This window comes from Pseudomonas amygdali, from assembly GCF_002699855.1.
GTDB lineage: Bacteria > Pseudomonadota > Gammaproteobacteria > Pseudomonadales > Pseudomonadaceae > Aquipseudomonas > Aquipseudomonas amygdali.
Genome location: NZ_LKBW01000263.1, coordinates 1 through 15,673 on the forward strand (window position 1 = coordinate 1; position 15,673 = coordinate 15,673).

Genomic DNA, 15,673 nt, shown 5'->3' on the forward strand with positions numbered 1-15,673 from the left:
TTTGGTCGGCATACATGCACCTCTAGCTACATGTTATGCCCGAACACAAAATTTCTGACAGTCTCAGACGATGTGTCATGCGACACAACCCCAGCGAATGTACGACCACCCTTGCAAACAAATGCCTGCTACCAAGGGAACGCCCCAGCCAAAGACACACGAATCATCAACACCCATACACGACGCATGGCCCGCTATCTGCATGACTGCCAGCAGATACCCTCGCAGGGTCCCTTGCCACACGCCCACTCTCGGCAGGTGTGGAAGGTCCCTCGCACGACTGGTCCTGACACTGCCGTCACGCCAGCCCCAGGCACAACCGCCTGAGAGCCACCGTTGAATCCACGGTTATTCGCTCAGTCTTCTTTCAGGCTCCCGGCCAGGTTCGGGCGTCTCACCTCACGTTGAACAAGGTTCATAGACATGGTTGACCCGTCGATCCGCATAGGAGGTCTGTTTTCCAATACCGGCGTTACTGCTGCCGGTGAGTGTTCAACAATGCGCGGCGCACAGTTTGCAATCCATCAGATCAACGCGGCAGGAGGCGTGAATGGCCGTCCTCTGGAACTGATTACCCGTAACCCGGATTCAACGCCTACGTTGTTTGCCATGCACGTTGAATCGCTGATTCGTGAAGAGAACCTGCGGTTTTTCTTCGGTTGCTACACCTCGGCGGCGCGCAAGGCAGTATTGCCCGTCGTCGAACGCTACAACGCGTTGCTGCTCTATCCGGTTTACTACGAGGGCTTCGAGTATTCGCGCAACATCATTTACACCGGTGCCACGCCGAACCATAACGCCGTGCCACTGGGCAGCTATATGTTCGATCACTTCGGCAGTCGCGTGCTGATGATCGGCTCCGAGTACGTCTACCCGTACGAAACCAATCGGCTGATGAGCGACCTGCTCTACGAGCGCGGTGGCAGCAAGCTGGGCGAGTACTACTTGCCATTGAAAAACGCCAGGCCAGAGGACTTCGCCAGGCTCATGGTCAAGGCCCGGGAGCTGAAACCGTCGTTCATCTTTTCCACGGTGGTCGGTGACACCATGGCGCACCTGTACCAAGCGTACGCCGATGCCGGTTTCGACCCTGCGGTCATGCCGATTGCCAGTGTGACCACCAGTGAAACCGATATTCAGCAGATGGGCGTTCATCTGGGCACAGGGCACATTTCTGCAGCCACTTACTTCCAATCGATCGATACGCCGCTCAATCGCCAGTGCATCGCGCAATACCGGGATATGTTTGGCCAGCATCAAGTGACCGATCGCTGCTGGGAAGCCGCTTATTTTCAGGTCCATCTGCTGGCCAAGGCGATAGCCCGGGCGGGCAGCACGGAGGTGGAGGACGTCTTGCAGACCATGCGCGGTCTGGAATACGACGCGCCTCAGGGACGGGTCCGCATCGATGAGCACAATCACCATACCTACCTGTACTCGCGGATCGGCCGGGCCAATGGCGACGGGCAGTTCGACATCCTTTACGAAAGTCAGAAAGCGCTTAAGCCTGATCCTTATGCCGTTGCGCCTGACTTCAACGGCTGGTCCAGCCTGACCGGGAGGCGTCCATGACCCTGCGTGCCGCCAAGAAACGTTTGCGTAACGACAGCGCAGGCGGCATCAAGGACCTGCGCGACATCAGCGTGCTGGTGATGCACCCCGATGATGAAGACGGTCGCAACCTGATCGCCCAGTTGCAGCGTATTGGTTGCCAGGTACGCGTGCAGTGGCCGATCCCCGAACGGTTGCAGAGTGAGGCTGACGTGATCGTGCTGGCGGTGTCGCCGGAAAGCCTGTCGACCAATACGCCCTGGCTGCTGCACAGCTCGACGCCGCCGATCATTCCGGTGATCGCCTATGAAAACCCGATCATTGTCGAGGCGCTGGTGCAGCTCAATGCCTGTTCGGTTATTCCCTCGCCGGTCAGGTCTTTCGGCCTGTTGACGGCGCTGGCCATCACTCTTAGCCAGGCACGCAAAACACGGGAACGGGAAAAACACGTCAAGCGCCTGGAAGGGCGCATGGCGGTGATGCGTACCGTGCAGCAGGCAAAAATCATCCTGATGGAAACCAAGGGTATGTCTGAAATAGACGCTTACAACGCGCTGCGGGATCAGGCGATGGCCAAGCGTGAGCCCGTGGAGAAAATCGCCGAGGCGCTGGTCAAGGCCCACGAACTGTTTCAACAAGCCTGTTCCTGACAGGCTGCAGACTCGCTTCGAGTGTCGGGCCTCATCGGTCTGATCCTCTTCTGCGCGGACGCTTGCCATACGCCCTGAACCGGCAGGTATGGAACACCGCGTGGCGACCGGCATGGACAACGGCGTCCTCCGGATCGAGCCCATGCCTGCGCATCCTGCGCAGGCGGCTCCAGTCAGTGCCTGCCCGATCCCGGGCGGCCCTTACCGTTATCTGGAGAACACCATGTCCGTAAAACGCCCCGACAAAGCCGACTTTCTGATTGCCGCCCAGGATCACGGGTACGACCTGTCAGACAGCCAGATGGCATCGTTCCTGAGCCTTGCTGACGAAACCCTGGGCTCCTACGAAGCCATTGATGAGCTGTACGCCGCTCACGTTGCGCAGCCCACGCCGCTGCGCGAGCACAGCAAACCGACAGAGGCCGAAAACCTGCATGGCGCCTGGTACGTGAAGACGCACATAGCCGGTGCGGCGAGCGGCCCGTTGGCGGGTAGAACGGTGGTCATCAAGGACAACGTATCAGTGGCCGGCGTACCGATGGCCAACGGCTCGCTGAGCCTTGATGGTTACGTGCCGTCCGAAGATGCCACGGTGGTCAAACGCTTGTTGGCCGCAGGCGCGACGGTGGTCGGCAAATCAGTCTGTGAAGACTTGTGTTTCTCCGGAGCCAGTTTTACCTCGGCTACCGGTGCGGTAAAAAACCCGTGGGACCTGACTCGCAACGCAGGCGGCTCCTCCAGCGGCAGCGCCGTGCTGGTCGCCTTGCAGGAAGTGGACATGGCCATCGGCGGCGACCAGGGCGGGTCGATCCGCATGCCGTCGGCCTGGAGCGGCATCGTCGGGCACAAGCCGACCTACAGCCTTGTGCCTTATACCGGGGCTTTTCCGATCGAGCGGACCATCGACCATGTCGGTCCGATGGCCAATAACGTGCGCGACTGCGCGGTGATGCTCGACGTAATCGCCGGGGCCGACGGGCTTGATTCAAGGCAGAAAAAACCGCCGGCGGTCAGTTGTGTCGCGACCCTCGATCAGGGCGTTGCCGGCTTGAAAATCGGCCTGCTGCGCGAAGGTTTTGCGATTCCCGGCATGTCCGAACCGCAGGTAGACGCCCTGGTTCGCGCCGCAGTGGCACAGCTGGAAAGCCTTGGTGAGACGGTCGGAGAGGCAAGCGCTCCGTGGCACCGCGGTGTGGCGCTGGACATGTGGAATGTCATCGCCACCGATGGTGCGGCGTATCAGATGCTGCAAGGCAACGGCTATGGCATGAATGTCGACGGCTATTACGACCCCGACATCATGAGCTACTTCGGTGCCAGGCGTCGTGAGCATGCCAACGCATTGTCCAGCAGCGTGCGTGCCGTGGCACTTACCGGGCATTACAGCCTGAAAAACCTGCACGGTGCCTACTACGCCAAGGCGCGGATGCTGGTGCCGGAACTCACCCGTCAATACGACGAAGCATTCAAGAATTTTGATGTGCTGGTGTTGCCGACCATGCCCTTTGTAGCTACCACGCTGACCGCCGCCGATGCGCCGATTGAAGAGTACGTGCACAGCGCCCTGAACATGCTCGCCAATACCGCGCCGTTCGACCTGACCGGCCACCCGGCCACGTCAATCCCGGCAGGCCTGGCCGAGGGCCTGCCGGTCGCCATGATGATTGTCGCGCCGCGCTTCAAGGATGCCTTGGCGTTGCGTGTCGCGCAGGCTTATGAAACCGCCCGCGGAGCGTTTCCCAGGCCGCCTGGTGTTTGAGTTCAGAGACTGATCGAGTGGCATACTCGCTCCATGCGAGCGGGTGTGCCCCTTCATTCCTCAAGGCTTCCATACCTCCACATCCTGCGTATCCCCCGCCTTGGGCAGCAGGCCCGCTGCCAAGAAGGCATCGGCGATATGCTGTTGTTCGTCCAGTTGATCGTGCGTGACTGGCTGGATCTCATAAGTCCGATGGCTGTTGGCGATTTCGACCGTTTCGATATCCAGATTGCCCCATAAAGGGCTCAGCACCTGGGCGGCTTCGCGCGGGTTGGCTTTGAGCCAGATGCCAGCGCTGTGCAACTGCTCGTAAACCACGCTGAGCACTTGCGGATGAGCCTTGGCGTAACCAGTGCCGGTCAGGTAATAGCGTTTGTAGCTGGACAGCCCCTTGCCGTCAGCCAGGGTGCGCGTTGGCAGTTGCCGTTGTGCGCTGGTCAGGAAGGGTTCCCAGGTGACCCAGGCGTCCACCTTGTTGTTTTCGAAGGCCGCCCGGCCGTCGGCGGGCGACAGGTAGGCGGGCTGAATATCCGAAAATGCCAGACCGGCCTTTTTCAACGCAGCAATCAGCAGGTAGTGAGAGCCCGCTGCCTTGGTGATAGCGACTTTTTTGCCTTTCAGATCCGATAACTGCTGCACGGGCGAGTTTTTGTGGACGATGATTGCCTGCGCGGAAGGCGAGGCCGCTTCCTGGGCAAAGTAGGTCAGCCTGGCCTGCGCTGCCTGGGCAAAGATTGGTACGGTGTCTGCCACATCCGCGCTGATATCGACGTTGCCGACGTTCAGCGCCTCCAGCAGCGGCAGACCACTCGGAAACTCATGCCAGGTGACGGTGACGTCCTGTGGCGCAAGGGCTTTTTCCAGCGTGCCGCGTGTTTTCAGCAGGGTGATCAGCGTGGAAGACTTCTGGTAACCGATCCGCAACGTTTGCTGTGCTTCGACGGGGAGGGCGATGCATAACACCAACGCCCCGAGCAGACCTGCCAGCAGCGGAGGGCGGTATCCAGGTTGTGTGTTTTTTATCGGTTTGGGCATGGCACGCTCGGTATTTGAGGGTGACGCTGAGTTTCAGGAGTTGTATTTCCACGCAGCGTAATGGGTGTGATCTGTGTCAGTAGCCGCGCTGGCGATCAGCCTGATTCTGCAAGGCCTGCCCATTGAGAAAACGCTCAAGGTTGGCCAGAAAGCTGTCGGCTATTTCGTTACGGCTGTTGCTGGAGATCGCCGAGGTGTGCGGTGACAGGCGCACGCGAGGGTGTGAGTACAGTGGATGCCCGTCCGGCAGGGGCTCGGGTTCGGTGACGTCCAGCGAGGCCAGGCCGATGTTTCCATTATCCAGCGCATTGAGCAGCGCTTCATGGTCAAGCAAGCCGCCACGGGCGATGTTGATCAAGTGCAGGCCGGGTTTGGCACTGTTCAGCACCTCGGCGTTGACGATGTGCCGCGTGGCCGGTGTCAACGGCGCGGCCAGTACCAGATTGTCTGCGCGCGCGAACAGGTCGTGAATGTCGCGTGCAGCCTCGACACCGTCAACCTCGAACGGAGCCGGACTTTGCCGCAATGCGATCACGTTGATACCCAGCGCCTGGGTCTTGCTTGCCAGGCTGCGACCGATGGCACCAAAGCCGAGAATCCCGAGCGTGGTGCCCTTGAGCGGCGTCAGGGCGGTGAAGTTCCATTGCGAGTCATGCACCCAGATATCCGGCAGATGCTTGGCTGCGGCAAAAATGGCGGCCAGCGAGAACTCGGCGATGTTTTCTGCCGCGCTGCCCCGCGAGGTGCTCACCGGCGGCCCGTTGAACAGCCAGCCTGGGTAGAAGTCGATACCCGAAGACACCACCTAAATCCACTTCAGGCCATAGGGCCAGCCCGGAGGCGGCGAGGCCGGGGCTTCATAACCACGCACGTTGATAGGGCGCGCCAGCAGAATGCTGACCTCGCCGGGCAAGTCGCTCGGCACTCCGGCAGGTACGCCGATGAGCCTGGCTTCAGGGTGGGTCACTGCAAGCCGCTCGCGAATCACCTGATTGAAATCATCATCCAGCTGGCTGGCAATCACGAGTCGAGTCATGCCACCGCCTCGTCAGATTGATGGGCGACAGCCTTCGCATGACGATTGACAGGCACCTCAAGGCCGAGGTTTTCACGTAGCGTATTGCCGCTGTATTCGGTGCGAAACAGTCCGCGTTGTTGCAGCACCGGCACCACCCATTCTGTGAAGTACTGCAGGCCGTCCGGCAGGACGCTATTGATGATGAAACCGTCGGCTGCGCCTGCTTCGAACCACGTTTGTATCGCGTCGGCGACGTGTTGCGGTGTGCCGACAAAGTCACGGCGGGGCAGGGAGAAGCGCAGGGCGACTTCACGCAGGCTCAGGCCTTCGTCTTTGGCCAGTTGCTTGACCCGGTCCGAACCGCCTTTCTGGCTGTTGGAGCCCAGATCGCCCAGTTCCGGGAAGGGTTCGTCCAGTGGATACTGGCTGAAATCGTGATCATTGAAGGGGCGGCCAAGGGCGACAATGGCGTCTTCGATCGTCACCAACTCCACGGCCTGGCGATAGCGGCTCTCCACCTCAGCCTCATCGCGCCCGACAATCGGGCGAATGCCCGGCAGAATCGACAGTGCGTGAGGGGCGCGACCAAAGCCGCCAGCCCTTTGTTTCAGGTCCTGATAATAGACGCGCGCTTCATCGAAACTCTCGGCGTGGACGAAGATCGCGTCGGAGTTTTGAGCGGCGAAGTTACGCCCGGCCTCGGAGGTGCCTGCCTGAAAAATCACCGGCTGACCCTGCTTCGACCGGGCGATGTTGAGCGGGCCTTTCACCGAGAAGAATTCGCCCTTGTGGTTCAGCGCGTGCAGTTTGCCAGGCGTGAAAAATTCGCCTTTCTGCTTGTCGTAGGCGAAGGCGTCGTTCCCAGGAATCCCACAGACCCTTGACCACCTCGATGTGCTCTTTGGCGATGCGGTAGCGTACGGCGTGCGGTGGGTGTTCGCCCTTGCTGAAGTTGTCAGCGGTGCCACTGAGCCAGGAAGTCACCACATTCCAGCCAGCCCGACCGCCACTGATGTGGTCCAGCGAAGCAAACTGGCGAGCTACCTGAAAGGGTTCGGTGTAGCTGACCGTCACCGTTGCCACCAGACCGATATGCCGGGTGGTGGCTGCGAGTGCGGAGAGAATGGTCAACGGTTCGAAACGATTCAGGTAATGCGGACTGGATTTTTCGTGAATGTGCAGGCTGTCGGCGATGAACACAAAATCGAAGCGCGCCGCTTCGGCCAACTGGGTCTGCTGCTGATAAAAGCCGAAATTCACACTGGCGTTGGCCAGTGCGTGCGGATGGCGCCATTCGCCCCAGCCATGGCCGACCCCGTGGACCATTGCGCCAAGTTTAAGGTGTCGTTGTCTGCTCATGGTTTTGCTCCGGACGGTTCAGAAAGGTGGATGCACCTCCGCCTGGAGAAAGGGGTCGGTATAGGATGACGATATGCCTATAAAAACCCGCAGTGAAATTCTATTTTGTTATATGTTAATTATTAAATTAAATAATTATTCAGTATTTAAATATGCATAAATTGAATTTTGCTCGCTGTTTCAGGAGTCAGCCTCGAGGGTTGGCAGCCAATCGCCAAGCAACGGCAGTTTCGTCAGCATGTTCTGCAGCGCCAGAGCATCCCACGGCAGGTGCTCGGCAATGCCAAGGCCGACCACGTCCACGGCGCTGGCTACGTCTGTCAGCAAGCTCCGATCGTCACCTTAGGGGTAACTGCATGCATAAGGTTGTGCGCTATCGTAAAGGACGATATCGCCAGCGCCTTGCCGAGACTCCCTGTCTTGCTGCAATCGCCGGTGATGTAGAGGAAGACTGGATGCGGGTGAAGGTAACGCTACTCTGATCCCTGACATTCAGTCTGCCGTCAAACGGCGCTTCGTTCAAAGACTTGCTGGTGACCAGACCATACGTCGGTTATCAGACGTTGATCCAGAGCAAGACCCCTGTTCCGGCAGTGTTTCAAGGTGGTGAAAATAGTTTATATACCTGTGATCCAGCCGTTATATCCCTACGTATGCAGCGCTCTGCTTACCCAAGCCTTCTAGAACAGGAGTTCCATGGACCCGCGCCTTGCTGGGCTTTCTTTCTTACTCACCTTGGGATGGACGGGGGCCGTGATTCTCGTCATCTGGTTTTATGCTTGATGACGCAACGGTTTTCAGCAGGGGAAGGACGTTGTGTACGAAGCGGTCCTTGCCGGTGATCGGTAGGGCCAAGAAGTGTGTGCGTTGATAGTGGCTAAATAGTGGTCTGGCAGCGCTAAAGCTAATCTGACTGAAGCCGATGTTTATGTAACGGCTCATTGCCGAGTGACTTCGATAGTTCCACCTGGCTCTGACGGCCTTGAAGTTTGTGCTATGGAAGGCATTGAGAAAGACGATTAACCGGCTTTATCGGCAGGCACCATAGTCAGTCCGCTCCTCATGTTTGAAGCGTTTGACCGGGCCCGCACAGACCGGCGCTTTATAACAATACTTCCATAGATGCTGACTCGCAGAGTATTTTACATGTCGACCACAATTGAAAGCACTCCCAGGGACCGGGCCGAGCTAGAGATGGACCTGCACTCGCTGATGGCGGCCATTGACCGTTCGCAGGCGATGATCGAGTTTGATCTTGAAGGCAATATTCTGCGGGCCAATACCAATTTTCTGGATTGCGTCGGGTATCGCCTGGACGAAGTCCAGGGTCGGCATCACCGCATGTTCTGCACCCCGGAACACGCTTCCAGCGTTGAGTATGCGACGTTTTGGGAAAAACTGGGCAAAGGTGCCTTTGACGAAGGGCAGTACAAGCGCCTGGGCAAGAACGGTCGCGAGATCTGGTTGCAGGCAACCTACAACCCGGTTTTCGACGAACAGGGCAACCCGTTCAAGGTCGTAAAATTCGCCACCGACGTCACGCAGCAACGCAAGACCAACGCCGAGTACGAAGGTAAGGTCGCAGCGATCGATCGTTCGCAGAGCATCATCGAGTTCGACCTGAACGGCCGCGTGCTCAACGCCAACGAAAACTTCCTCAAGGTACTGGGCTATCGTCTGGATGAGATACAGGGCCAGCATCACCGCATGTTCTGTGAAGACGACTACCTGAACAGCCCGGCCTATCGCGCCTTCTGGGCCAAGCTGGAGCGTGGCGAGTACGACTCCGGCGAGTACAAGCGCATCGGCAAGAACGGTCGCGAACTATGGATCAGCGCCACTTACAACCCGATTTTTGACCCTGATGGTCGTCCTTACAAAGTAGTGAAGTTCGCCAACGACGTCACCGAGAGCCGCGTCCGTCAGGCCGAGTCCGCCGGCAAGGTGACGGCGATCGAGCGTTCTCAGGCGGTTATCGAATTCGATCTGACCGGCAAGGTGCTGCATGCCAACCGCAACTTCCTTGCGGTATTCGGCTACGACCTTGAGGAAATTGTCGGCGAACACCACCGGATGTTCTGCTCTGAGGAGTTTGTCAGCAGTCTGGAGTATCGCGAGCTCTGGGAAAAACTGGGGCGTGGCGAATACGACGCCAATGAGTACAAACGCAAGCGTAAGGATGGCAAGGAAATCTGGATTCAGGCGACCTACAACCCGATCTTCGACGCGCAGGGCAAACCTTACAAGATCGTCAAGTTCGCGCTCGACGTGACAGTTGCCAAGGAAACCAGCGTCGAGCACCACGGCAAGGTGAATGCAATCGACCGCGCCCAGGCCGTCATCGAGTTTGACATGGCTGGCAACATTATTACGGCCAACGCCAACTTCCTCAAAGCGCTGGGCTATGGCCTGCAGGAGATCAAGGGCCAGCATCACCGTATTTTCTGTGATGAGGAATATGTGCGTGGCACTGAATACCGGGAGTTCTGGCACGGGCTGGGGCAGGGCGAGTTCTATTCCGGACGCTTCATGCGCGTCAGCAAGTACGGGCAGAAAATCTGGATTCAGGCGACGTACAGCCCGATTTTAGACCATGACGGGCTGCCGTTCAAAGTGGTGAAATTCGCCACTGACATTACCCGTCAGGTCGAGATGGAGCAGGCGATAGAAGCCAAGACCCGCGCCATGGGCGAGTCGGTTAAAGCATTGATGAACGCCATTCCCTACGTGGCACAAAGCACCGAGACGGCCACCGATCTGGCCAGAATGACGCGTGAGCAGGCCAGTACCGGTTCGCAGACTCTGGTCAAGGCGTCCGATGCGATGGGCATGATCGCCAAGTCGGCCGAGGGCATTCAGGACATCATCCAGGTGATCAGCGAGATCGCCAGTCAGACCAACATGCTGGCCTTCAACGCCGCTATCGAGGCGGCCAGGGCTGGCGAGCACGGCCTGGGCTTCTCGGTGGTGGCCGATGAAGTGCGCAAGCTGGCCGAGAAGTCCTCGCGTGCGACCAAGGAAATCAACAAGCTGATCCTCGAAACAGTCAGCCGGATCGAGTCGGGCAACGAGATTTCGCGCAGTGCCGGCGAAGCCTTCGAACACATCGTGGAAGGCGTGATGCAGACCACTCAGGCAATCGACGGGATCAACACGGCGACAGAGAAGCAACGTCTGTCGGCGCAGGAAGTCGAGACACTGATCGTGGAGCTGCATAAAGCCAACCTGACCGGCTACACCGAAACTCTGAACAAGGTATCCATCGGACAACCTGCATGAGCGGCCTGAATGCCTACGGCGTCGTGCAGATCAATGGCGTTTATCTGGCGGTGGTTGCCGAAGCGCTGATGGAGGCCGTGCACTGGCCTGCCGACCTGTACCCCCATCCGCTGACTCGCGGTGCGTTGCGCGGGGTGTTTACCTTGCGCGGCAAACCGGTGCCTTTGGTGGACCTGCGGGGCCAGTGGCGGAGGGCGGCGATACATCGTTGCCCACGCCGCTGGTCGCTATTCTCAAGTACGGCGGTGGCTACCTGGGGCTGGCGATTGATGCGGTATGCGACATTCTCAAGGCCCGCGACTCTCAATTCAGCCCGCTGGGCCCTGGCGGCACCAGCGTCGGGTTGCTGCCATCACTGCTGATGGGCGCAGAAGAATCGCGGATGATCTACAAGCTCGACCTGGGTTTTCTGAGTAGCTTGCCAGGCGTACTGTTTGCTGCTGATCCGAGCGCGCAGGTGCTCAAGGAAGAAGCGCTCGCGGCCAAGAATCGTTTGCTGCATTACCTGGTGTTCGAGTGTGACGGTCGCAACTTCTGTATCGATGCGAGCGTCGTGACCGAACTGGTGGATAATCCTGAAATTTCGGCGTCGGACTTTGCCAGTGACTGCTGCTTTGGCGTTACGTCGGTGCGTGGCACCAAGGTCCCGGCGCTCAATCTGTCCGAAGTCCTTGGTCTGGACCATAAACGCCAGACCTCCAAGCCGCAGTTGTTGCTATTGACGGCTCCGGACGGTCGGGTATGCGGGTTTGGTTACGACCGCATGGTCGCCATCCAGCGTCAGGACCCGGGCAGCCTTCTGGCGGCACCGGGTTACGGCCTGCCGCATCCTGAACTGCTGGCCGGGGTCATGAACCTGGAGGAGGGGCAACAGGCATTGTTGCTGGATCATCCAATGCTGTTGCAGCGCCCGGAAGTCAAAAGCTACACCCAGGTTTACCAGCACGACGTCAAACCTGCACAAGCCTCGCACGATGTGACCAAGGCGATGTTGCGCCATGCCTGTCTGCTGTTTGACGCACCGACCCGCTTCGTCGCGCCGTTGAGTCAGATCGTCGAGATCATGAGCGTGCCGCAACAGCTGATCGGTTTGTCGCAACCGGCGACGCACCTGCTAGGGCAATTCAATCTGCGTGGCGAGCAAGTGCCGCTGATCTGCCTGAGCAGCCTGCTGGGCGAGGGGGCGCAAACCCCGTGTGAAGCGTCCCGTGTCCTGATCGTGCGTGGCGAGCGCCTGTGCTTCGGTTTTGCCGTGAGCCGGGTCGATGCGATCGACGCGTTCAATCAGTTCGACCCGGCCATGCTCGAGCAGGGCTGGCAGGCCAATACCGGCAAGGGGATCTCGGTCAATGACCGAGTGCGCTCGCTGGTCAGCGTCGGCAGTCAGGAACGCAGTTGGCGCGCAACCCTGCTCGATTTGCAGGGGCTGGCCAGGCAACTGGAGTGCAATGTCGCCGAACGAGTGGCAGCGCGCTAATCAATCGGAACCGAATGCTTCGCGCGTGGCCTTATTTTGAGTGTCCACGAGCGGAGAGAATGACCATGACTGACCAGAAAGACGAGAAAAAGCCGGAACCGGCAAACGATGTGCCTGCGCACTCGACGCCAGAAGAAAAGGAACGCCTGAAGGACTTCAACAAGGGTGGTATTCCGCCGGGGGCCTGTTGATCAGTCTACAGGACAATGCACATGACGCCCGGTCTGTTTTAGATCGGGCGTTATGGTTTCAAAGGCCTGTTCGGGCTCTGTATTGACTCACGCGTCGCGCAGCAGGTCGTTGGCGTTGAGTAGTTCATAGGCGATCTGCGGGCGTGCCTCAAGTGCACTGCGGATTGCGCTTGCAACCGACTTGCGCGTCTTGCGGCACAGGCCGGTCTTTTTCTGCACGACAATGCTGATGCCGCGCATGGTGCGTACTTCGTTGAAGCCCGGTGCGATTTCGACGCGCACACCCAGTTGCTCGAAAATCCTGCGCTGCATGTGCTCCAGATCCTTCAGGCTTTCGACACGGCTCAGGCGCTCAAGCAGCGTGTTTTCCGCATCACGGGTCAGCTTGAGGATGCGCAGTCGGCGTCTTCCGCATCCAGCCGTTCGCGCTCGCAGTCGCAAGCGCCGGGCGGGCAGGGGTTACGGATTTTGACAGGAGCATTCATGGGTGCAGCATAGCGATTGACGGGGGCGTCTGACCATCCCCCGGAACTGCTGCGCGCAATTGCGGCGATGCGGCAACAGTTCCCTGGTTTCAGATCAGTTCGGCCACTTCATCTCGCCCTTGATGACCTTGGCACTCAGTTCCAGCGAACTCGGTTCGGCCAGTTGTGGCCAGGCATTCTGCATGGCATCGATCAGGCCCTTGGAATCCTTGGCTTTGGCCGCTTGTTGTTCAAAGGACTTCAGATAGTCGGCGGTGAACGTCACAGCCTTGGTGCCCGCTGGAATCTCGCCCAGATAATGGCCCGGAATTACCGTGACCGGTTTCAGCGCCTCAATGCCCTTGAGGGTCGCGAGCCAGTCCTGACGCGATTTCGGGCTTTGGGTATCAGCAATCCAGACATGAATGCCGCTGGACACCACGACGCCGCCGACCACCGCCTTGAGCGATGGAATCCATACGTAGCTGCGCTCGGGGGCCGGGCCGTTCAGGCCTTTGATCTGTAATGGCTGACCCTCAAGGGTAAGATGGTCACCCTTGAGCACCTCTGGCAGGACCAGTCTGGCCGGAGCATTGTCCTTGAGAATCGGTCCCCAGTAGGCAAGCTTGCCCTGCATCGACGCCTTGATCGCTTTCACGGTAGGAGCGCTGGCAACGATCTTCGCATCGGGGAAAGCAGCTTTGATGACGTCCAGCCCGAAGTAGTAATCCGGGTCGCTGTGGCTGATGTACACGGTAGTGAGTTTCTTGCCGCTGGCCTTGATCTTCTCTACCAGCGCCTGAGCATCGTTACGCTGAAACTGCGCATCGATCAGCACCGCATCATGCTTGCCGGTGATCAGTTCGGATGACACCGGGAAGATGGCTTTTTCGGCCGGATTGTAGACCTCGATCGCCAGTGGATCAGCGGCCTGTGCTGCAAGCGGGAATAGCACCGCGAACGATAGAGCAAGCAGGGAATTGCGTAGCATGGGGTACGACCTTTTTATAGAGCAGGACTGAGGTCGTTATCTTATGTTGCTTAAAATGAAACAAAAGCCCCAATATTGGCAACTATTGATTGCTTATATCGGATGAATCATGGATCGGATCATGGCGGCGCGGGTGTTCATGGCCATCAACGAACGCGGCAGCCTCATTGCTGCCGCTGAGGCGCTGGACATGTCACGGGCGATGGTGACCCGTTATCTGGCGCAGATGGAAACCTGGGCGGGAGCGCGCTTGCTGCACCGCACCACGCGCAAGCTGGGGCTCACTGCGCCCGGACAGGTGACGTTGCTGCGTTGCAAGCGGCTTGTCGAGCTGGCTGACGCAGTGCCGCTGGCAGCCGATACGCAAGTCGATGAGCCGCGTGGCATGCTGCGTATTGCCTGTTCGCAGTCACTGGCACTGGCGGTTCTGGCCCCAGCGGTGACGGCTTACCTGCAACGCTACCCCGGCACCTCGGTGGATCTGCTGATTGGCAACGAGGCCGTGGACCTGATCAGCGAGCGCATCGATCTGGCAATCCGCATCACCAATCAGCTGGACCCCAATGTGATTGCCCGTCCATTGGGGCATTGCGATTCGGTTGTCTGTGCCTCTCCAGCCTACCTCGCCATGCACGGCACTCCCTCCAGTCCGCAAGAACTGGCTGCACACAACTGCCTGACCTATTCGTACTTCGGCAAGAGCCTGTGGGAGTTCACCCGGCAGCAGTTGCCGCTCAGCGTTCCGGTGGGCGGCAACCTCAGCGCCAACGATTCAGTGGTGTTGCTGGAGGCCGCAGTGGCTGGCGCGGGGATCACCTTGCAACCGGTGCATTCGGCAGCGCCGCTGATTGCAAGTGGCAAGCTGATCGCGGTGCTGCCCGACCACCAGCCAAGGGCGCTGGGCATCCACGCGATCTACACCTCGCGGCATCACAAGTCGGCCACCTTGCGCACCATGCTGGATTTTCTGACTGAATGGTTTGAGAGGAGCGGCGCAGAGCCTTGAGGTTGGATCACCTGCTGCGCAAAGGACGCAGAGCGTCCAGAACGGCATGCCCACGCGGAGCATGGGCACGATAGGGGACACACAGACACCTATCGTTTCTCACGCTCCGAGTGTGCAGTATCAGGTCTTGAACTTGCGCACCAGGCCGTCGAGTTCGCTGGACAGTAGTTCCAGACTTCTGGAATCCGCACGGGCGGAGTCCGAGAGGTCGGCGATCAACTGGGCGTCGCCATGGATCTGGCTGATGTGACGGTTGATGTCTTCGGCCACCTGATGCTGCTCTTCGGCGGCGGTTGCAATCTGGGTGTTCATGTCGCGAATCACATCAACTGACTCACGGATCTGCCCGAAGCGGCTGCGTGCCTGCCCGATCTTGGTCACCGATTGCTGCGACACGTCGAGGCTGGCGTGCATCTGTTGCGCCACCGAAGCGGTGCGTTTGGCCAGATTGCCCAGCAGGTTGTCGATTTCGGCGGTCGAGTCCGAGGTACGTTTGGCCAGCGCGCGGACTTCGTCGGCTACCACGGCAAAGCCGCGACCCTGCTCGCCTGCGCGAGCTGCTTCGATGGCCGCGTTGAGGGCCAGCAGGTTGGTCTGCTCGGCAATCGAACGGATGGTATTGAGGATCGACTGAATGCCTGCGCTGTCCTTTTCCAGTTGCGTCATGTCTTTGGCCGAGCGGGTGAGTTCCTCGCTGAGCTGGTCGACACTGCGCACCGCATCGTCGATCTGTCGCTGACCTTCACGCGCCTGCTGCTGACCGCTGTCGGCCGAATCGGCGGCCTGGCTGCAGGAGCGAGCGACTTCGTTGGAGGTGGCGACCATTTCATGGAAGGCCGTGGAGACCATGTCCACCGCCTCGCGCTGACGTCCAGCGGCTTCGGCCATGTCGT

Annotated in this window: 8 protein-coding genes and 7 pseudogenes; 8 read left to right on the forward strand and 7 right to left on the reverse strand. The window is 59.1% G+C overall.

The features are described from left to right. The first annotated feature begins 423 nt into the window (after positions 1-423). From AO277_RS16495 to AO277_RS16505, 3 genes are all read left to right on the forward strand, one after another. Positions 424-1,572 (forward strand): transporter substrate-binding domain-containing protein, encoded by a 1,149-nt coding sequence (locus tag AO277_RS16495; RefSeq protein ID WP_044318763.1) that lies wholly within the window; start codon positions 424-426, stop codon positions 1,570-1,572. Next, the gene (locus AO277_RS16500; RefSeq protein WP_005746856.1) at positions 1,569-2,201 is read left to right on the forward strand and encodes an ANTAR domain-containing response regulator; all 633 of its coding nucleotides are present in this window, start codon (positions 1,569-1,571) and stop codon (positions 2,199-2,201) included. The genes AO277_RS16495 and AO277_RS16500 overlap by 4 nt, the downstream gene beginning before the upstream one ends. Before the next feature lie 88 nt (positions 2,202-2,289). Further along, the gene (locus AO277_RS16505) at positions 2,290-3,960 is read left to right on the forward strand and encodes an amidase (protein ID WP_180273453.1); all 1,671 of its coding nucleotides are present in this window, start codon (positions 2,290-2,292) and stop codon (positions 3,958-3,960) included. Between the two features lie 60 nt (positions 3,961-4,020). Here AO277_RS16505 and AO277_RS16510 read toward each other — a convergent pair whose 3' ends face one another. The 4 genes and pseudogenes from AO277_RS16510 to AO277_RS28580 form a co-directional block, all read right to left on the reverse strand. Further along, complete coding sequence (locus AO277_RS16510; protein ID WP_044318764.1) at positions 4,021-4,995, reverse strand: aliphatic sulfonate ABC transporter substrate-binding protein; 975 nt, start codon at positions 4,993-4,995, stop codon at positions 4,021-4,023. A gap of 76 nt (positions 4,996-5,071) precedes the next feature. Further along, positions 5,072-6,031 (reverse strand): annotated as a pseudogene (locus AO277_RS16515) (D-isomer specific 2-hydroxyacid dehydrogenase family protein). Continuing rightward, a pseudogene (locus AO277_RS29760) lies at positions 6,028-7,372 on the reverse strand (LLM class flavin-dependent oxidoreductase). Before AO277_RS29760 ends, AO277_RS16515 begins: the two co-directional pseudogenes overlap by 4 nt. A gap of 180 nt (positions 7,373-7,552) precedes the next feature. After that, a pseudogene (locus AO277_RS28580) lies at positions 7,553-7,699 on the reverse strand (arginase family protein); the annotation flags it as partial. Positions 7,700-8,584: 885 nt separating this feature from the next. Here AO277_RS28580 and AO277_RS16530 point away from each other — a divergent pair. The 4 genes and pseudogenes from AO277_RS16530 to AO277_RS29220 form a co-directional block, all read left to right on the forward strand. Further along, a pseudogene (locus tag AO277_RS16530) lies at positions 8,585-10,024 on the forward strand (PAS domain-containing protein); the annotation flags it as partial. A gap of 159 nt (positions 10,025-10,183) precedes the next feature. After that, positions 10,184-10,651 (forward strand): annotated as a pseudogene (locus tag AO277_RS29765) (methyl-accepting chemotaxis protein); the annotation flags it as partial. Beyond that, positions 10,648-12,128 (forward strand): annotated as a pseudogene (locus AO277_RS16535) (chemotaxis protein CheW). The pseudogenes AO277_RS29765 and AO277_RS16535, both read left to right, overlap by 4 nt. Before the next feature lie 65 nt (positions 12,129-12,193). After that, the gene (locus AO277_RS29220; protein ID WP_080164905.1) at positions 12,194-12,319 is read left to right on the forward strand and encodes a hypothetical protein; all 126 of its coding nucleotides are present in this window, start codon (positions 12,194-12,196) and stop codon (positions 12,317-12,319) included. Between the two features lie 87 nt (positions 12,320-12,406). Here AO277_RS29220 and AO277_RS16545 read toward each other — a convergent pair. Next, a pseudogene (locus AO277_RS16545) lies at positions 12,407-12,804 on the reverse strand (hypothetical protein). Between the two features lie 94 nt (positions 12,805-12,898). Continuing rightward, positions 12,899-13,774 (reverse strand): MBL fold metallo-hydrolase, encoded by an 876-nt coding sequence (locus tag AO277_RS16550; RefSeq protein WP_005779744.1) that lies wholly within the window; start codon positions 13,772-13,774, stop codon positions 12,899-12,901. Positions 13,775-13,883: 109 nt separating this feature from the next. On the opposite strand from AO277_RS16550, the gene AO277_RS16555 reads away from it, so the two are divergent. Further along, the gene (locus AO277_RS16555) at positions 13,884-14,780 is read left to right on the forward strand and encodes a LysR family transcriptional regulator (protein WP_044318765.1); all 897 of its coding nucleotides are present in this window, start codon (positions 13,884-13,886) and stop codon (positions 14,778-14,780) included. Positions 14,781-14,900: 120 nt separating this feature from the next. On the opposite strand, the gene AO277_RS29770 is transcribed toward AO277_RS16555, so the two are convergent. Continuing rightward, on the reverse strand, positions 14,901-15,668 hold the full coding sequence (locus AO277_RS29770; protein WP_371411887.1) for a methyl-accepting chemotaxis protein: 768 nt from the start codon (positions 15,666-15,668) through the stop codon (positions 14,901-14,903). Positions 15,669-15,673: the final 5 nt, after the last annotated feature.

Bases quoted from the DNA above. Each gene is read 5' to 3' on its own strand.
- AO277_RS16495 (WP_044318763.1), top strand. From the start codon at position 424: ATGGTTGACCCGTCGATCCGCATAGGAGGTCTGTTTTCCAATACCGGC.
- AO277_RS16500 (WP_005746856.1), top strand. From the start codon at position 1,569: ATGACCCTGCGTGCCGCCAAGAAACGTTTGCGTAACGACAGCGCAGGC.
- AO277_RS16505 (WP_180273453.1), top strand. From the start codon at position 2,290: ATGGAACACCGCGTGGCGACCGGCATGGACAACGGCGTCCTCCGGATC.
- AO277_RS16510 (WP_044318764.1), bottom strand. From the start codon at position 4,995: ATGCCCAAACCGATAAAAAACACACAACCTGGATACCGCCCTCCGCTG.
- AO277_RS29220 (WP_080164905.1), top strand. From the start codon at position 12,194: ATGACTGACCAGAAAGACGAGAAAAAGCCGGAACCGGCAAACGATGTG.
- AO277_RS16550 (WP_005779744.1), bottom strand. From the start codon at position 13,774: ATGCTACGCAATTCCCTGCTTGCTCTATCGTTCGCGGTGCTATTCCCG.
- AO277_RS16555 (WP_044318765.1), top strand. From the start codon at position 13,884: ATGGATCGGATCATGGCGGCGCGGGTGTTCATGGCCATCAACGAACGC.
- AO277_RS29770 (WP_371411887.1), bottom strand. From the start codon at position 15,668: ATGGCCGAAGCCGCTGGACGTCAGCGCGAGGCGGTGGACATGGTCTCC.